This window comes from Nostoc foliaceum FACHB-393, assembly GCF_014698505.1.
In the GTDB taxonomy this organism is placed as follows: domain Bacteria; phylum Cyanobacteriota; class Cyanobacteriia; order Cyanobacteriales; family Nostocaceae; genus Nostoc; species Nostoc foliaceum_A.
This window is the reverse complement of the sequence record NZ_JACJTD010000007.1, coordinates 146,138-163,726: the sequence shown is the minus strand read 5'-3', so window position 1 is coordinate 163,726 and position 17,589 is coordinate 146,138. Positions and strand designations below refer to the sequence as shown.

Sequence of the window (17,589 nt, the reverse complement as noted above, 5' to 3'; positions counted from 1 at the left end):
TCATTTGTAAATACTAATGACTAATTCTCAACTTCCGGTAACCAAATAATAAACGTAGTTCCCGGCCCATCGGGTGAAGTTAGCTTAGAGTTGATTGCAGGGCTGAAAACCTCGATTTCGCCCTGCATTTGCTCTATTAATTGTTTTGCGATCGCTAACCCCAAACCAGTACCAGGGATTTCTGTTTGCGCTTGTACACCCCGATAATGCCGTTCTCCAAGATGCTCTAAATCCTGGGGTGGAATGCCAGGCCCGTTGTCACTAATAACAATTCCCTGAAAATTAGCTTTTTCTTGCCCCGCCTGAATCAAAATTTTGCCCCCAGTGGGAGTGTATTTCAAAGCATTATCGATGATGTTAGTTAAGACCTCTCGTAATGCTTTGACGTTGGCACGTACTAGGGGTGAATTCTGTTGAATTTCAGTTATTAGTTTTAGCTTTCGCTCTTGGGCGATCGCTTTGGCTGATATTAATAATGGTTCTAATATATCTGCTAACGAGCAGTCAACTGCTTTATCTCCCGTTCCCGGCAATAATAGGGGCGGTTTAGCGTCTTTTTGGATAGTTGCTTCCACAAATACTTCATGTTCAGGGAGATGTAGTGGTGCTAAATCTGCCTCTGTCAAGTCAATTACTTGATCAAATTGTTGCAGCAATTCTTGGAGGCGATCGCTTTCCCGCACAATACTAGTTGCCACATCCCGGTTAGCGTCTGCTGGGCTGAGTCGTTTCAATAGCAGTTTGCCAAAAGTCCGCAACGCTGTTAATGGGTTACGAAACTGATGCAACAGGTTATCCAGCAAATCCCGTTGTTTTTCTTGGAGAATTTGTTGTTCATGCAACTGCTGCTCAAACCATGCTCGCCGCTGATCTAAAATACAAGCGATCGCTAATGTTTGGGCTATCCGTTGAATCTGACTTTCCTCATGTTCATTCCATGCCCGGTCTTCCCTACCTGTCACCAGTAACCCCATCATCACACCCTCATAAATCAGAGGTAAAACAATTTGATTACCACTAAGTAAGTATTCTTCTTTTAGATGGGGTTGAGATGCATTTGGGATCTCAGACTCTGGTGACGAGGTTGGAGATTCTGATCCTGTTGTCAATAACCTTCTCTGATGATTAGGTAATATAAACACATTTCCAACTTGAAGTTGATTGTGTACAGTCGCTTCAGCAGTCTCCTTCCCTGGCGGTAATAATGCTGTTTCCGGGTAAATCACTACAGGAATCAGTTTTGCCTCACCTGAGGGAGTCTCTACCAATTCTTGTGTCAGGTACACAATACTTAAAGTTGCTCCCAGCCCTTGGGTTAGCAGCGCTATTTGCTCTCGACATAGAGCAAGAAAATCGGAACTGGCAGACATTAACATTTTTTAGCTCTTGCTCAAGATTACAGATTTTGAGGCATGATGTAAGAGAGGATACTTAATTTTTACCTCACTCATTTAATAAAGCTTAACTAAAATTTTCTTAGCGATGGTTTGTACCAAGGGATTATATCCTTTGGTGATTTTGTTTTCCCTATCTCCAAAGATATTAATTTTCTTACATTAAAAGGTTAAAAACTATTGATATTTTGAACTAGAACTTATATAATGACGACGGATTTTGTAGCTATCACTACAATCTATAGCTTGAAAGAGGAGGACAATAGATTGGCAAGGAGACGCAAAAGGAAGAGTCGTCGTCGTCAGGAAGGACGACGCATTTTGGAACATGTGCCTCAATATAGCATCGAAAGTGGCGAAGAAAAGCCTGTGACAGCAGCGAGAAGATTCATTCAAGCTGAAGGTATTTTGCCACCGGCTTTGCTACTCGTAAAGCGAAACGAACACACCACAGACCGTTATTTCTGGGCAGAAAAGGGACTGTTTGGTGCTCAATACGTAGAGGAAAACCATTTCTTGTTTCCTAGCTTGAGGGTGTTAGAACCTTCGCCAGGTCAAGAACCTCTTGCTTTAGCTAGTCGGTGAACTATAAATGCTCATCTTACGCATTGAATGTGGCTCCTGACTAACATTAACTGGCAAAATTGCTAAGTTTATGCAGAATTTAATTTTTTTTTAGTTTGGAGCTGATTTGCTTTTTAAGGCTAGTCCAGGTAGTTGGAAAGTCAACTTGTCTCAAACCACGCTATGTTGCATGGGTTGATACTATTTTGATGATGCAGAAGGGAGTGGGTATAGAGCCAAGCGCATCCAAAAGCGCTAGTGAAGTTGCGCTCTTATGCCGTAAATTGTTAACCAAGCTCTGTCAACGAATTTAAGTTAATGAATTTAAATTTTTCCCCACGACAAAAGTTGTGGGGAAAACTGACAAAGCAGAAGTCTTGATTTCCTCCTTCCTACTTTCCATTGCCTAAAGAGTAGGTCAGGTCAGAAGTCTGCATATCATAGTTAATAGATGGTCATAAAAACCAACAATTATTCAACAGCCTTGAGATGTAGAGTCTTCTGTAACTCACTAAGTTCATCTCGATGGCCAACTACAGTGATCTTACTTGAGGAGGTTTGTTCGCTCTGAGTTGTTTCTACTTTGAGCGACACCTTCTCAAGTCTTCCAGATTTTTTCCAATAAAATAGACCACTTAAAGGCGACAGCAGTACCATAGCCAAAACAAAGCTACTGAGCTTAGGAAAAAGCAGGTATACGACCAGAGATAGACAAATAATACCAGTAGCTGCCAGCAGAGTTAAAAATATAGCTAAGAACCAACTGGGGCGAACATTACCTTCAAAAGTCACTTTGTTTTGTTCTCGGTCTACCGCTGCCACTCGGTAAGACCGCGAGCGAAAATAATCTTTTAATTGAGACATTAAAGCAGCTTCGTCTTGCTCAGATACCATTTGCGCTGTTTCTATGCGGTCTTTAGTCGAGGCACGAATAAAGAAAAACAGCCCAACCGATAACAACAAGGTTAGCAGGAACGTAGATGGCAGAATAGCAGTATCCATAACTAATTGTTACTGTTTGACTGGAGGAGACTTATTCATTATCAATATCAATTATTCGTTACTTTGTCCTCCTGTTGATGTAATCTTGCCAAAGAAAAGCTAAATCCTGCGCTTGAACTTGCCACTCTGGAGAAACTTGGTACATCCGCCTGGGGCGTCCTCGTCCTTCCAGTTTCTTCCAATATCCAGTGATTGCCTTTTGGTCTTCCAGAAATTTGATTGCACTATAAAGTACGGTATCCGAAAGCCTAGAGGTGGGATATTCAGTTTCTAATTGCTCAATCAACTCGGTTCCGTAAGATTCACCTTGTAACAAAACAGACAGTATGTAACAAACTGCTACTTCCTGACAAAGGTAAGTTGGCGGAGGATTCTCAAAGAATTGATATATATCCTCAAGTTTCATGGTTAGTGAATGGCTAAAAAAATGCCTTAGGGTACGGTCTACAATCCTTGTAGTCAGTATACAGTGCTACCACTAAGTGAGTAATGTATATAAAGCTACTTAGACTAGATATCCATTGCGTAAATACCAAATAATTACCCACGCCTGTGAAGTTGTGGGACGAGTTTGCGAGTTTTAGGGGCACAAAATACTGTACCCCTATCCAAGCTCGATACGGTGTGGTGAGGAGCGAACAGAGCGTGGCGACGTCACTATCTTGGTGTTAAGTGATGCCGAGCTGGTTAGAACTGCTTAAGCAATAAAATGCTATCGAAGAAATTTTACAGGTAAAATGCAATTTTGTCTGTAAAACTTAATAAACACTTTGTTTTACAGTGATTTTCCCAATGCCGATTCTCAAACCTTAAGCTAAGGGATATGTCTGGGTTAAAGCTGCTACGCCTGTAGACACACCTAAGTAGTAACCATTACTAATTTTCTGGATAAGAGAATCTCTTGCCCCATTTGGCAAGTGTGATAGTAAATTTATCAAAGAAGACGCAAAGACTAGGAAAGGGAGAGACGCAAAGTGCGATACCTCTCAACAAGGTTTTCCATGTCTTTTGAAAGCACCCAGCACATTGGTGATCAATTATGTCACAGACTCCCGATGCTCCATCATCTTCCTCAACTCTCCGGGCAATTGCCCAAACCTTTCGCCTTACAGGTTGGATTAGTTTCTGGATTCAGCTAGTACTAGGCGTTGTTTCTAGCATAATTGTGCTACTTTTCGCCATCTTTAATCAAAGAACTGGCAGTCCTAGTAATAATCCTGGGACTGGCTTTGGCGTATTTTTAGCAATTTGTGGACTGGTTGTTTTAGCCGTAGGCATTTATTTAGCTTACCGTTACACTAGAATTGGCAAGCAATTGGAATCCTCTAATCCCAGCAACCGCCCTCGGAAAAGCGAGACAGTGCAAGTATTACGCTTAGGACTTTGGGTGAATTTAGGGGGGACGCTAGTGACTCTTTTGGGGGCGCAAGCGATCGTTGGAACATTAGTAGCAAGATCCATATCTCCTCAAGCTATAACTACCCAATTTTTTGACCCCACCCGAATTATCAGCGGTCTAGATATGCTTGTGGTACAGGCAAACACCAACACTGTCTCAGCGCACTTTGCAGGGCTTGTGGCATCTCTCTGGTTGCTCAATCGCATTAACCGACCTTAGAAAGCGGAGTCGGAAGAAAAGGTAAAAGTCAAAAATCAGCGATTCTTTTGACTTCTTTTCTTGCTTACTTTTTTTTTGTTTTCAGAGTCCGTATAGCGAATAATTCAAATATGTTCATTGTACTTTTCCGAAATTATCAAATTACAGTGTGAAGACTAAACCAGTTACTTATTATTAGCACCCATCTACAGAGTGATATTAGAACCGTTACAAGGGTGAATTAATCTTTATTGGAGGTCTTACACTATGAAAAAACTAGAAATCTGGAAATTTGGCATACAAGTGCTTTTTAGTACATTAATGATTGGATTGTGTAGTTCCTTAATCTTTATGGAACGTGATAATAGCCAAAACCAGGCAGTTTACTGGAGTGGTTTATCAGGCGTACTTGCCTACTGGCTACCCTCACCTGCGAATACTCAGGGGTCTGGAAAATCAGAGGAGTAATAGCAAATTTTGAATTTTGGATTTTGGATTTTAAATTTTTCTAGCCCTACCAAGATTGGCAGATCAAAATTTTTATGTTTGCTTTTCTGCTCATGGCAAGCCAAAATCAGTATATGCTGATGTGTTGGCAGGTAGATAATAGGCTAAAAACTGAGAAAAATCTGTGCTGGATATCAAGCAAATACGGGAAAATCCGCAATTAGTTCAAGAACGATTGAATAGTCGTAGTGGTAAATACGACATCGAACCGATATTACAGTTAGATCGGCAACAACGGGAACTTGAGGGAACGCGCAGTCAACTCCAAGCCCGGAGCAACGAAATCGGCAAAATTGTCGGGCAGAAGATTAAATCTGGGGTTAATCCTCAAGATCCAGAAATTCAAGCTTTGCGGGACGAAGGTAACTCTGTTAAAACTACATTGAGTGAACTGGAACCCCAAGAAAAAGAACTCAAAGCTGAAATTGCCCAACTTGTGTTGGCACTTCCCAACTTACCAAGCGACTCTACACCCCTTGGAAAGAATGAGGAAGATAACGTAGAAGTGCGCCGTTGGGGTGATGATTACATTCCTCAAAATCCCAATATTCTCCCTCACTGGGAAATTGGCGAAAAGCTAGGTATTCTCAATGTTGAGCGGGCTGTGAAAGTTTCCCAAAGTCGCTTTGTGACATTGATAGGCGCTGGTGCGGCATTGGAAAGGGCATTAATTCAATTTATGCTGGCTCTTCATACTCAAGCTGGGTATGTGGAAGTCAGTCCGCCGCTGTTAGTGAATACCGAGTCTTTGACGGCGACCGGTCAGTTACCTAAGTTTGCTGAAGAAAGCTTTAAATGTGCTGAGGATGACTTATGGCTGATTCCTACGGCTGAAGTTCCAGTTACAAATCTCTACCGTGGTGAAATTCTCGCTGCTGAAGACTTACCTATTTACCACTGTGCCTTTACTCCCTGTTTTCGCCGCGAAGCTGGTAGTTATGGGCGCGATATGCGGGGATTAATTCGCCTGCATCAATTTAACAAGGTAGAAATGGTGAAGTTTGTCGAACCCAGTACCTCTTTTGATGAACTGGAGAAATTAGTGGGGAATGCAGAAGCAATTTTACAGGCGTTGCGGTTGCCTTACCGAGTAGTAAATTTAAGTACTGGAGATTTGGGATTTGCCTCTACCAAAACTTATGATTTAGAGGTTTGGTTGCCCTCTTCTGGCAAATACCGCGAAATTTCTAGCTGTTCCAATACTATAGATTTCCAGGCGCGACGGGCTGATATTCGCTTCAAAGAGGCTGGGAAGAAAGGTACTCAGTTTGTACATACTCTGAATGGTTCGGGTTTGGCGGTGGGAAGAACGATGGCAGCAATTTTGGAGAATTATCAACAACCTGATGGGACGGTGAAGATACCAGAAGTGTTGCAACCTTATTTGGGACGTGAAATTTTGTAATTAGTTATTAGCAAGTAGTCATTAGTACTTTGTCTTTTACTAATGACTAATGCCCAATACTCCATACCCAATACCCAATGCCCAATTAGAATGGAGATAACTATAGCTTAATATTTTCACTAATTTGCTCTATGTCAGTTTTAGCAGCGATCGCAGTCTTGGCTGTTTTGATCTTAGTACACGAGTTGGGACATTTTGTTGCAGCACGTTCTCAAGGCATTCTCGTTAACCGTTTTTCTTTGGGTTTTGGCCCAGTTCTTTTTAAGTACCAAGGTTCACAAACCGAATATGCTGTCCGTGCTTTTCCCTTAGGCGGCTTTGTGGGCTTTCCCGATGATGACCCCGATAGCGATATTCCACCCAATGACCCAAATCTGCTGCGTAACCGTCCAATTTTAGACCGGGCGATCGTCATCAGTGCCGGAGTGATAGCAAATTTAATATTTGCTTATTTGGTGCTGGCTCTGCAATTGGGTATTGTTGGTATTCCCAAGGAATTAAACTATAAAGCTGGTGTCGCCGTACAGCCTGTTAATCAGGAATCTGTTGCCTATCAAGCAGGAATTCGGGAAGGAGATATTATTCTGGCTGTTAACGGTCAGGAACTCCCGGCTTCTGATAAATCAACTCCCTTGCTGACAAAAGAAATTCAAACTCATCCCAATCAGCAAATCGAACTGAAAATTCAGCGTGAAAACCAACAAGAATCCCTGAAATTAACGCCAAAACTGGGAGCCGACGGCAAAGGTGTAATTGGTGTAGCACTTAGTCCAAATGCTACAGCAACTTATCGCCGTCCTAATAGTCCTTTTGAAATTTTTGGCATTGCTGCTAACAGGTTTCAACAATTATTTGTTGGTACACTCAGCGGTTTTGGCCAGTTGATTACCAACTTTCAACAAACTGCTGGACAAGTTTCTGGGCCAGTTAATATTGTCAAAATCGGTGCCAAATTAGCTGAGGACAATACCGTAAACTTGTTGTCTTTTGCCGCAATTATCAGCATTAACTTGGCTATTATTAACATTTTGCCTTTGCCAGCTTTGGATGGCGGACAACTTGCTTTTCTTCTGATAGAAGGTTTGCGCGGTAAGCCTGTGCCTGCAAGGATTCAAGAAGGTGTAATGCAAACCGGCTTGGTGTTACTCTTAGGGTTAGGAATTTTTCTGATAGTCAAAGAAACTACTCAATTAACTAGCCAATTGGAGTGGGTACAAAAATTGTTCCAGTGAGTATTACCCGCAAGTCGTTATCTAAAAAGCAACGGGCAATAGAAATTTTAGCTCGCCTGAAGCGTCTTTATCCAGATGCTACTTGCTCTTTGAACTACTCAACACCAGTACAATTGCTGGTGGCAACGATTCTCTCTGCTCAGTGTACTGATGAGCGGGTGAATAAAGTGACACCAGCTTTATTTGAGCGGTTTCCTGATGCTGCTAGTTTAGCGATCGCTGACTTAGTAGAATTAGAAAACTTGGTGCGTTCAACTGGATTTTATCGCAATAAAGCCAAAAACATTCAAGCCGCCTGTCGGATGATTGTTACCGAATTTAACTCTGTTGTCCCCAACCAAATGGAACAGTTGTTAAAGCTTCCAGGTGTGGCGCGGAAGACAGCAAATGTCGTCTTGGGTCATGGTTATGGCATTAATGTTGGGGTGACAGTAGATACTCATGTCAAGCGCCTCAGCGAGCGTTTGGGTTTAACTGAAGCAAAAGACCCCGTTCGGATTGAGCAAGATTTAATGGGTTTATTGCCGCAACCTGATTGGGAAAATTGGTCTATTCGACTCATTTATCACGGTCGTGCTATTTGTAAAGCCCGCTCTCCTGCCTGCGTCGCTTGTGAGCTTGCCGATTTGTGCCCTGCTGCGAATAAGCCAGTGGTTGTAGGGTAGTTTTGATCAAGAAGATCGATGCAAATACGAGGAGACGCAAAGAAAGAACTCTCTGCGTCCCCTTGTCAGCCTTAACCTGTATCGATCAATTTCAACTTGACAGACCAGTAAGCGCTACGAGTAACCCTAGAATTGATGGCGAGACTGTAGAATAGAAAATGCTGTCTTTAAACAAATTAAAAAATGTATGGCAAAAAAGAGCATGATTGAGCGCGAGAAAAAGCGCACCAGGTTGATAGAAAAGTATGCTGACAAGCGGGAAGCCCTTCTGGAAGAGTTCAGAAGTGCAGAATCTCCCCTAGATAAGTTGGAAATCCACCGGAAGATTCAACAACTACCCCGGAATAGTGCGCCCACCCGCCACCGCAATCGTTGCTGGTTGACTGGTCGTTCTAGAGGTGTTTACCGCGATTTTGGACTGTCTCGGAACGTGCTGCGAGAATGGGCGCATGAAGGTCTGTTGCCTGGAGTTGTTAAGTCTAGCTGGTAAAAAGTTATGAGTGATGAGTTATGAGTGATGAGTTATTAATTGAGACAAACCTAACTCCTAACTCCTGACTCCTAACTATTATTGACCACAACACTTATCAATTCCCAGACTTTCTAAGAGTAGATCGCTGACGGCGTTAGCGATCGCAAACTCTCCATAGAAACTATTGGAAAAATCATACGACTGCATCTCTGTGACAATGGCAATTACCAGAGAACCAAGGTCGTTTTCTCCTTCCATCCGTTGACGCACAAAAATCTGTGCTGCTCGTTGGGCAATATTTTGGTTTACTGCTTCGGGGATAAATTCTGTATCTAGCCACCGTTGTAAACGCTCTCGTAACCATTCACCTTCGAGCAGCGGATTTTCAGGTGGTGGTAAGGTGATAGGTGGAATTGGTTGAGTCATCTTTTTTATCTTAAACGCAGAGGGACGCGGAGGGAAACACAGAGGAACGCAGAGAATGACTGATAGCATCAAATCGCGTTTCTCTAGTGTTTTTTTATGTTTATTTATGCAATATGATATCGCCGCTATTGTTGAGGGTTATGCACAAGGCTATTTTCTCATGGCTGATGAGCGCGATCGCCTGAGTTGGTACGGAAGTCGCGATCGAACTTTTATTCCTTTGGATGAACGGTTTCGCTACCCCAAGTCTTTGCAGCGTGTCCTGAATCAAGAGCGTTTTACAGTGGACATTAATCGGGACTTCCAAGCTGTGGTGGCTGGGTGTGCTGACAGAGAGACAACTTGGATTTCACCGGAATTGCAAAAGATTTATTGGCTACTTTACCAGAGTGGTTATGCTTATAGTTTTGAAACTTGGCAGGGTGACGAATTAGCTGGGGGAATTTTAGGGATTGTTATTGGCGGCGCTTTCATTGGCGAGTCGATGTTTTACCGCATTCCTGAAGGCTCGAAGGTAGCGATGGTAAAGTTGGTGGAAAGATTGCGCCAGAGGGAATTTGTGTTTTTCGATGCCCAAATGATGAATCCGCATTTGGAAAGGTTTGGTGCTTATCGGGTTGGGGATAAAGAATATCAAATGCTACTTAAGCAAGCGTTGGAACGCCGTTGTTCCTTAGTATATTAATTAGAGCTTTTGCAATATCTGCTGAAGCGTTAGTGCGATCGCTAATATTGTAGGTTCGGTTAACGCTAGGAAACCCAACATGTTTTTCCACTCACGATCTTAAACACTTCCAGCATGAGAAGTGCGATCGCTAGGTTATCTGTGAGACGATACCTTGAGATTCTTCGTGAAGAAATGGCGAAACTACAATCACTCCAGCAACCAGCTAAATAAACCTTCTACTGTCAGGCTGAAATCTTTAGCAAATTCTGGCACTGGTAAATGTGCTCCTAGTTCTTCGTAAAAACTGGTTGGTTGATCTGGCAAGTAGACAAACACAGATTGTTCTTCAGGATCAATCAGCCATCCCATCTGAGTTCCATGCTTCAGGCAATGCAGAATATTCTTGGTAACTTTAGTTTGACTTTGATCAGGAGATAGAATTTCAATTGTCCAATCTGGGGCAATAGAGAAGACGTTAGCAACCCCACCATTTTCTTTGCGGGGAATTCTGTCCCACATAAACACAGAAATGTCAGGCACAATTGAGCGATTGCCAAAGCTACAGCGAAGCTCACAGAAAGCCCGCGCAATTTGTTTGGGTTTTACCACCAAGTTAATTGCAGGTGCTAACTCGGTCTGAATTGCGCTGTGTTCTCCTTGCGGCATCGGTTTTTGGATGATACGCCCATCAATGTATTCACTAGCAGGTTCTGTCTCTGGCAGATCCAGGAATTCACTTAGAGTCAGGGGTTTAGCAGGGGTCTGTACCATTTAAGGTTTTCTTACTAGGGGTAAGTTGTACTACTGCTATTTGTTATTTTACAGATGGATCAATCAGTTGGCGCGGTCGAACTGTGCCATTAACCTGTTTAAGTTTTTTTTGCGAAGATTTACTCTGAATTACCGGGGATAAGCGATCGCAAGCTAAAAATCCCTTACACTTTGTCTTCAGTAACTAATGTCAGATTAACCCATTCACCTTTATCGTTATAGCTGCGAATCATTCTCTGGCGAAGATTTGGCTCGATTAACCAACCCGCTTCCAAAAATAAGGGTTGACGTAATTGCACCTTTAGAGGAGAAGTTGCAGAAGCGCCATCAGGTAACAATAATACTTGTACTTGCTTTTGGGGATCTTGGTCGAAGAGAATGATGGAACCTTTGATGGTAGCAGTTGAGGTAATTGTGCGTTCCCCAAAAGAGGTACTTTGAATTAATCGCCCAGTATCATCAAGTTGTATTTTCAAAGTTGTAGAGTAAATATCAGGCGAACGCAAATCTCGATATATTGTCACTGCTTTTCCTTGCCATTCTCCCAACAAGTCATTTATCTGCAAGGGTGGACGTTCTGCTGCTGTGGTTCCAGCTAGATGTTCTCGAATTAGAACTAGTCTACTTAGCTGACTGGTCTTATCAAATACTTGCACCAGACGTAAGCGGCGATTTTCATGAACAAAAGCAAGTTCTGCCCCAAATTCGGAAAATGGGCCTAGCTGAATTAAACCTTCAGAAAATGAACCATTTTCAAAAAATAGGAGACCCCCTCCCACAGAACTATATTCTCTAATCAGATCATCTTGTCCCGAACGGCTCAGAGTTAGGCGCACTGTCTGGTTATTGTTCAAACCTTCTAGGGAAAGACGGCTAGGAGTATCGTTCAGAAGTGTACCTTCGGGAGAAAAATTGGTGAATGAACCTTCCCATACACCGAGATTTTGCAGAAAACATTCCCATTGCGATTTCATAGCGATTTCGTCCTTTGTCATTTCCCCATGCCCAATGACTAACCTTTAGCAAAACGTCGGACAGCAAATAAGCTTCCCATTAATCCTACACCTGCACCGAAACTTAAAAGAATCAGGGGTAATAATAAAATTTGGGTTGGAGTGAGTTGCACACCGTTGGTGATAGCTTGAATAAACTCAGGTTGATTGGCTAGCAACTTACCGAGAAACTGTTGAATTACTGAAATGAAACTCCAAGCGATCGCACCACCAACTAAACCAAAAGCAATTCCTTGTAAAATAAATGGCAGGTAAATCCAAGCAGACGTTGCTCCCACTAGTTGCATAATTTCAATTTCCTGGCGTCGCGCCATGACAATCAGGCGAATTGTCGTAGTAGTCACTGCGATCGCTGTTAAGGTCAAAATAATCGTAATTGTTAAAGTAATCCAGTTCAAACCTTGGTGCAATTGGGCAATGCGTTTAACTGCTTCATCAACATACTGTACTGTATCAACTCCCGGTAACTTGGCCAGTTGCGTTGCTAAAGTTGGTACAACTTGGGAATTACGCGCTTTTACCTTCATCTCATCAACCAGAGGATTCTCGCCTAGCTGCTGGGTAGCACCCTCAATATCAGAAATTCTCATTTCCTTAACTAACTTAGTCCAAGCTTGTTCTTTGGTAATGGTTTGCATCGCCGCTACCTCTGGCATTTTTACGATCAGTGGCTCAATGCTTTCGGCTTGCGTATCTGGTTCGAGATAAACTGAAACTTCTAGCTGGCTACCGAACTGATAGAGGAGTTTTTCGACTTGCCAAGAGGTTTGCAAACTCAAGCCAAATAAAAACAGTAACACCGTAACAGTACTTACTGCTGCCCAATTCATCCAACCTCCCCGTAGTAACCCGAGGAAAGTTTCTTTCAGCAGGTAGTCAAGTTTCGTGAAAGATTTAAACACACATCACCCACCCTAAAATTTGAACAGTTTTGCGTCTATGCGTCAGATAACACCACTATTTATACTCGACAGCACAGAATTTACCAAAACTATTTATTTTTAGAACAAAACAACAGCTGGGACTTTTGGCTCATTGCAATTCAGAAATAGCGGTGGATAAATAAATTTAGTTGCTCTGTGGCATCAATAATGAATTATGAATTGGATACAGATATAGTGAAACATCCTAGACTGAAGATATATCTTCTATCTAGGATGCTTCACCATAAAGACTTGTTGCTGATACAACAATTATGGACAAAATGTGATATGTAGACTAGAGTTATCAGCTAGCAGAAACGGTTAAACTGCCGGGTTTCTGAAGATCACCTTGCAAAACTACACCTCGCTGATTGGCATGGATATGACGCAAAATCTTGTAAATTGCCTCAACTTGCTCTGATGCGCCTGCCTTCTTTGCGAGTTCGTCAAGAGAAATGGGAGTTTTTTCTTTTTGTAGGACTGCTAACACTCGTGTTTGCAAATCGAGAATGGAAGCGGCTGCTTTTTTGCCAGCTTCTACGCCTGGTTGATGGTAGGCGTTGACGTTAACCAAACTAGCATATAAACCAACAGCACGTTCATACAAAGCAATTAATGCCCCTACAGTTCGGGGATTAACTTGGGGAATCGTGACTGTAATCGAATCGCGGTGATTTTCATAAAGCGCTTGTCGGGTTCCTTGAAGAAAACCGGAAAGATAATCGCCTGATGTTACTCCCGGATCTATTTCAGTGGATGGGCCCTGACGATCTTCCAACACTTCGATGAAAGTAGCAAAGAAATTCGCTACACCCTCACGCAACTGCTGGACATAAGCGTGTTGATCTGTTGAGCCTTTGTTGCCATAAACGGCGATGCCTTGATGGACGACATTGCCGTCTAAGTCTTTTTCCTTGCCCAAGGATTCCATCACCAGCTGTTGCAAATAGCGACTGAATAAAAATAAGCTGTCCTTGTAAGGTAGGACAACCATATCTTTTTCACCCTTTCCGTTACCACCAAAGTACCAAGACAAAGCAAGTAAGGCTGCGGGGTTATTTTTCACATCTGGGACGCGGGTCGCGTCATCCATTTCTTTTGCACCATCTAGCATGGCACGAACATCAATGCCCTGCAATGCGGCTGGTACTAGCCCCACAGCAGACATTTCTGAGGTGCGTCCTCCTACCCAGTCATACATAGGAAATCTGGCCAGCCAACCTTCGTCTTTAGCCAGTTTATCGAGGTTGCTGTCAACGCTGGTAATTGCTACCGCATATTGAGCAAATTCTAAATTGTGTCCAGCGTAAGCTTTTTTAACTTCAATCATGCCGTTGCGAGGTTCCGGTGTTCCCCCAGATTTGGAGATCACCAATACCAAAGTGCTGGCGAGGCTGTTTCGCAGATGATTGATCACGCGATCGATACCTGCTGGATCGTTGTTATCGATAAAGTGAAGTTTCAGGGGCGGGAAATCAGGAGCGAGAGCTTCAGCGACGAATTGGGGGCCGAGCGCGGAACCACCAATGCCAATGGAGATAATATCCGTGAAGCGGCTTGCTCTGGGAGGATGAATAGCACCTGTTTGGACTTTTTCCGCAAAGGCTTCGATTTGTTCTAGGGTTTGGACAATTTCTTGTGTAAGTTCTGGAGTTGGCGCTAAATCAGGATTTCGCAGCCAGTAATGTCCAACCATGCGGTTCTCATCGGGATTTGCGATCGCACCCTTCTCCAGTTGAGCCATATCCGCAAACGCCTTGTCAAACTTCGGCCGCAACGAATCCACAAAGGCATCATCGAATCGCATTCGACTTACGTCTAAGTACAATCCCAATCCCTCGTGGAAATATAACCAGTTTTGGTATCGTTGCCAAAGTGCCCTAGCATCCATAGGGAAATCTCAAATAAAGTGTTTTTCAAAAACCAGTTTAATGGAAGGTTATAGCGATCCCTGCCTAGCCTTATACAGTTTACAGTTTTAAGTGTTCGCTTGACTCTTCACTTTAAACATCTGGCATAGGGATGACACGCAGAAATTTCACAATCTCACCCCTAATTTCTATACCAATCAGGTAATTGTCCAGGGTGAAGCGGTGAAAAATCCCTTCACTATCAAGCTGTCGCAGTTCTTTTAAATCAGTCAGTTGCCACTTTTGGGCTAACTCAATAAAGACAAAATCATGCACCCGCTCGTAGGCGGCAGGTTCTAAATTCTTCAGGTCTAACAAAAAAGACCTTGCATAGCGCATTTCCAGACTCACTAGGCGTTACCTTAACCAAAACTTCAGGGCCACTGGCACAAGAAAAGAAAGCGCTGCTGAATCAGAAGAACATCAACAGTCGTACCGCTTCTTCATGGGTTAAGATATCCCACGGTTGCTGCGATCGCTTAACTTGTTGTATCGCTTTGAGCATATAAAAGTCACAATGTAAAGCTTCGAGAACGTCCCAAATGTCTTGCAAATCGTCATCGGCTAACTGCTCGATTAAGTGATGCATTCTCAGTCGCAGCAAATTCATACGTCAACTATTCCCATACCAAAACACTAACAATAAATAGTATTCCCATAAAATTAGCTACGCTCAAGCTACGCTAAAATTTATTCGCCCGGTGAAGAGGGAGTAAGGGCGGAAAACCTCTCTCTAAATCTCTCTTCTAAAAGGAGAGAGACTTTGAATTTTCCCCCTTCCCGCGATGTGTTGGGGGTTAGGGGGTTAGGTTTTTTGTGGACTTCAGGGCAATACGAGGAGACAAAGGAGACAAGGAAAATAACCATACTCAATGCCCAATTCCCCATTCCCAATTCCCAGTACCCAATTCCCAAATAATTTAATATGGTTGACTATCTCATTTTCTTAGCAATTTCTACAGCACTTTTTGCTCTATTCGGTCTGGGACTCAATTTACAGTGGGGTTTTACGGGGTTAATTAACTTTGGTCATATTGCTTTCATGACCCTGGGAGCATATACAACGGTATTGTTAAGCTTAAAGGGCGTACCCCTACTGATATCGGCAGTCGCTGGGGCAATTGTCGCCGCCTTGTTGGGTTTGATAATTGGTTTTGCAACTCTACGCTTGCGGGAAGATTATTTAGGGATTGTCACCATTGGTACGGGCGAATTAATTCGTTTGGTGGTCAATAATCAGGAATTACCTGTGGGTGACACCTGGATTTCTGGGGCGTTTGGTGTGCAAAGTTATCCCATACCCCTATCCGCAGAGCCGAATTTGTTTGTCAGATTTTTGATGATTGGGCTTTTAACGGTGTTAGCTGCTATAACTTTCTTTACGTTGTGGCGATGGATTCGCACCACCCAAATATCTCGGACTACTGATTTAGGTAAAAGGACAACTAGCAAACAAGAATTTATATCCCGCTTGGCTGTGGGAATTGTGTTAGCAGCTTTGGCGGCAGCGATTTATGTTTCCGGGGTGATTGGACTGTATAACTACAACCCAAAAGCGGGTTTAATGCTGGTGTTGCTTTTGGTTTTAGCATTTGTATACTGGCGTTTAGAAATTTTGGTGCGATCGCCTTGGGGTAGAATTCTCAAAGCCATCCGCGAAGATGAAGAAATTCCCAAGGCGCTGGGAAAAAATGTCTTTTGGTATAAATTACAATCTCTCATGCTTGGAGGTGCGATCGCAGGTATCGCTGGTGCTTTCTTTGCTTGGCAACTCAGCGCCATTTACCCGGATAATTTTCAACCGCAGATTACCTTTGACACTTGGATCATGGTGATTTTAGGTGGTTCTGGAAATAACGTTGGCACAATCTTAGGTGCGGTAATTTTCTTTGCTTACGATGCGCTGACGCGGGAAGTCTTACCCAGAATCGTTACCCTTGATGAAGCCCGTTTGGGTGCATTTCGGATCATGGTAATCGGACTAATTCTGATGGTACTGATGATTTGGCGACCTCAAGGTATTCTAGGGAAAAAGGAGGAACTCACTCTTGGTAAATAACCAGTCATCGCCACTTCCCCTTTTAGTAGCCACTGGACTTTCTAAAAGCTTTGGTGGTGTCAAAGCAGTTAATGAGGCGAGAATCGAAGTTGCTAAAGGCAGCATTACGGGCTTGATTGGCCCCAATGGTGCTGGTAAAACCACTTTATTTAACTTACTCTCGAACTTTATCCGCCCAGATAAGGGACGAGTGATTTTTGATGGCGAACCGATTCACAATTTGCAACCATATCAAATCGCCCAGCAGGGAGTAATCCGCACCTTTCAGGTTGCACGGACTCTCTCGCGGTTGTCGGTGTTAGAAAATATGCTGCTGGCGGCGCAAAAACAAACGGGTGAAAATTTTTGGCAAGTACAATTGCAACCGCACATCGTTGCTAAGGAAGAAAAGCAACTGCAAGAGCGAGCGATGTACCTATTAGAATCAGTGGGCTTGGAAAAAAAAGCACACGATTATGCTGGTTGCTTGTCTGGTGGACAACGCAAGCTGCTGGAAATGGGACGGGCGCTGATGACTAATCCCAAGCTAATTTTGTTGGATGAACCGGCTGCTGGGGTGAATCCAAAACTGATTGATGATATTTGCGATCGCATTATCACTTGGAACCGTCAAGATGGCATGACTTTTCTGATTATTGAACACAATATGGATGTGGTTATGTCCTTGTGCGATCGTGTTTGGGTGCTTGCTGAAGGGCAAAATTTAGCTGATGGCACACCCGCAGAAATTCAAACTAATCCCAAAGTTCTAGAAGCTTACTTGGGAAAATAAAGTGCGATTAGCTTTCTGTTCCAAAACTCTCCCACACAGGGAGAGGCTTTTATTCTTGCTCTGATTCGCTGGTAGGAAACGGTTTGAGAGAAAGCCGCACACGTTGTCAAATCTTCGGAAATTTGGCTCTTGTTAAAATCGAGTTGTATATCTCATTGGTAGCAACTGAACAGCATTATCACTTGGAAACGTCAAGATGGCATGACCTCC

20 protein-coding genes are annotated in these 17,589 nt (G+C 43.1%); 10 read left to right on the top strand and 10 right to left on the bottom strand.

All coding sequences use genetic code 11. The annotated features are described in order from the left end of the window. Nucleotides 1-20: 20 nt before the first annotated feature. Nucleotides 21-1,376 carry a GAF domain-containing sensor histidine kinase gene (locus H6G92_RS09040; RefSeq protein WP_190892937.1) on the bottom strand — a complete coding sequence of 452 codons (1,356 nt, stop codon included), beginning with the start codon at nucleotides 1,374-1,376 and terminating at the stop codon, nucleotides 21-23. 285 nt (nucleotides 1,377-1,661) lie between these two features. On the opposite strand from H6G92_RS09040, the gene H6G92_RS09035 reads away from it, so the two are divergent. Further along, on the top strand, nucleotides 1,662-1,979 hold the full coding sequence (locus tag H6G92_RS09035; protein WP_041566316.1) for a DUF3155 domain-containing protein: 318 nt from the start codon (nucleotides 1,662-1,664) through the stop codon (nucleotides 1,977-1,979). A gap of 450 nt (nucleotides 1,980-2,429) precedes the next feature. Here H6G92_RS09035 and H6G92_RS09030 read toward each other — a convergent pair whose 3' ends face one another. Continuing rightward, entirely contained in the window at nucleotides 2,430-2,960 is a 531-nt protein-coding gene (locus H6G92_RS09030; RefSeq protein WP_190892934.1) for a cofactor assembly of complex C subunit B, read from the bottom strand. A 58-nt stretch (nucleotides 2,961-3,018) separates the two neighbouring features. Continuing rightward, entirely contained in the window at nucleotides 3,019-3,366 is a 348-nt protein-coding gene (locus H6G92_RS09025; protein WP_190892932.1) for a PadR family transcriptional regulator, read from the bottom strand. 633 nt (nucleotides 3,367-3,999) lie between these two features. On the opposite strand from H6G92_RS09025, the gene H6G92_RS09020 reads away from it, so the two are divergent. The 6 genes from H6G92_RS09020 (at nucleotide 4,000) to rpsN (ending at nucleotide 8,856) form a co-directional block, all read left to right on the top strand. After that, the gene (locus H6G92_RS09020; RefSeq protein WP_190892930.1) at nucleotides 4,000-4,578 is read left to right on the top strand and encodes a DUF3611 family protein; all 579 of its coding nucleotides are present in this window, start codon (nucleotides 4,000-4,002) and stop codon (nucleotides 4,576-4,578) included. Between the two features lie 246 nt (nucleotides 4,579-4,824). Continuing rightward, nucleotides 4,825-5,025 carry a hypothetical protein gene (locus tag H6G92_RS09015; protein ID WP_190892927.1) on the top strand — a complete coding sequence of 67 codons (201 nt, stop codon included), beginning with the start codon at nucleotides 4,825-4,827 and terminating at the stop codon, nucleotides 5,023-5,025. Nucleotides 5,026-5,188: 163 nt separating this feature from the next. Further along, the gene (gene serS / locus H6G92_RS09010; RefSeq protein WP_190892926.1) at nucleotides 5,189-6,469 is read left to right on the top strand and encodes a serine--tRNA ligase; all 1,281 of its coding nucleotides are present in this window, start codon (nucleotides 5,189-5,191) and stop codon (nucleotides 6,467-6,469) included. 131 nt (nucleotides 6,470-6,600) lie between these two features. After that, nucleotides 6,601-7,701, top strand: a complete 1,101-nt coding sequence (gene rseP, locus H6G92_RS09005; RefSeq protein ID WP_190892925.1) for an RIP metalloprotease RseP — start codon at nucleotides 6,601-6,603, stop codon at nucleotides 7,699-7,701. Then, entirely contained in the window at nucleotides 7,677-8,366 is a 690-nt protein-coding gene (gene nth, locus H6G92_RS09000) for an endonuclease III (protein WP_190892924.1), read from the top strand. Before rseP ends, nth begins: the two co-directional genes overlap by 25 nt. A gap of 187 nt (nucleotides 8,367-8,553) precedes the next feature. Beyond that, nucleotides 8,554-8,856 (top strand): 30S ribosomal protein S14, encoded by a 303-nt coding sequence (gene rpsN / locus H6G92_RS08995; protein ID WP_190892923.1) that lies wholly within the window; start codon nucleotides 8,554-8,556, stop codon nucleotides 8,854-8,856. A 78-nt stretch (nucleotides 8,857-8,934) separates the two neighbouring features. Here rpsN and H6G92_RS08990 read toward each other — a convergent pair whose 3' ends face one another. Continuing rightward, nucleotides 8,935-9,264: a hypothetical protein gene (locus H6G92_RS08990; protein ID WP_012410384.1), complete on the bottom strand. Its 330-nt coding sequence runs from the start codon at nucleotides 9,262-9,264 to the stop codon at nucleotides 8,935-8,937. 106 nt (nucleotides 9,265-9,370) lie between these two features. Between H6G92_RS08990 and aat the strand changes: the two genes are divergently transcribed. Continuing rightward, complete coding sequence (aat, locus tag H6G92_RS08985; protein ID WP_190893042.1) at nucleotides 9,371-9,949, top strand: leucyl/phenylalanyl-tRNA--protein transferase; 579 nt, start codon at nucleotides 9,371-9,373, stop codon at nucleotides 9,947-9,949. A gap of 189 nt (nucleotides 9,950-10,138) precedes the next feature. Here the strand turns inward: aat and H6G92_RS08980 are convergent, their stop codons facing one another. From H6G92_RS08980 to H6G92_RS08955, 6 genes are all read right to left on the bottom strand, one after another. Then, nucleotides 10,139-10,702, bottom strand: coding sequence for a Uma2 family endonuclease (locus H6G92_RS08980; protein ID WP_190892922.1), 564 nt, complete (start codon nucleotides 10,700-10,702; stop codon nucleotides 10,139-10,141). Between the two features lie 164 nt (nucleotides 10,703-10,866). Continuing rightward, nucleotides 10,867-11,676 (bottom strand): DUF3598 family protein, encoded by an 810-nt coding sequence (locus tag H6G92_RS08975; protein WP_190892920.1) that lies wholly within the window; start codon nucleotides 11,674-11,676, stop codon nucleotides 10,867-10,869. A gap of 38 nt (nucleotides 11,677-11,714) precedes the next feature. Next, a complete protein-coding gene (locus tag H6G92_RS08970; RefSeq protein WP_190892918.1) occupies nucleotides 11,715-12,617 on the bottom strand; it encodes a cell division protein FtsX in 903 nt (300 codons plus the stop codon). A gap of 325 nt (nucleotides 12,618-12,942) precedes the next feature. Further along, complete coding sequence (locus H6G92_RS08965) at nucleotides 12,943-14,529, bottom strand: glucose-6-phosphate isomerase (protein ID WP_190892916.1); 1,587 nt, start codon at nucleotides 14,527-14,529, stop codon at nucleotides 12,943-12,945. 112 nt (nucleotides 14,530-14,641) lie between these two features. Then, on the bottom strand, nucleotides 14,642-14,899 hold the full coding sequence (locus H6G92_RS08960; RefSeq protein WP_099102182.1) for a cytotoxic translational repressor of toxin-antitoxin stability system: 258 nt from the start codon (nucleotides 14,897-14,899) through the stop codon (nucleotides 14,642-14,644). Between the two features lie 61 nt (nucleotides 14,900-14,960). Beyond that, on the bottom strand, nucleotides 14,961-15,158 hold the full coding sequence (locus tag H6G92_RS08955) for a hypothetical protein (protein WP_069073153.1): 198 nt from the start codon (nucleotides 15,156-15,158) through the stop codon (nucleotides 14,961-14,963). A 315-nt stretch (nucleotides 15,159-15,473) separates the two neighbouring features. Here H6G92_RS08955 and H6G92_RS08950 point away from each other — a divergent pair, with 315 nt between their 5' ends. Both H6G92_RS08950 and H6G92_RS08945 read left to right on the top strand, forming a co-directional pair. Next, complete coding sequence (locus H6G92_RS08950) at nucleotides 15,474-16,607, top strand: branched-chain amino acid ABC transporter permease (protein ID WP_190892913.1); 1,134 nt, start codon at nucleotides 15,474-15,476, stop codon at nucleotides 16,605-16,607. Further along, nucleotides 16,597-17,379 carry an ABC transporter ATP-binding protein gene (locus H6G92_RS08945; RefSeq protein ID WP_190892912.1) on the top strand — a complete coding sequence of 261 codons (783 nt, stop codon included), beginning with the start codon at nucleotides 16,597-16,599 and terminating at the stop codon, nucleotides 17,377-17,379. Before H6G92_RS08950 ends, H6G92_RS08945 begins: the two co-directional genes overlap by 11 nt. Nucleotides 17,380-17,589 lie beyond the last annotated feature (210 nt).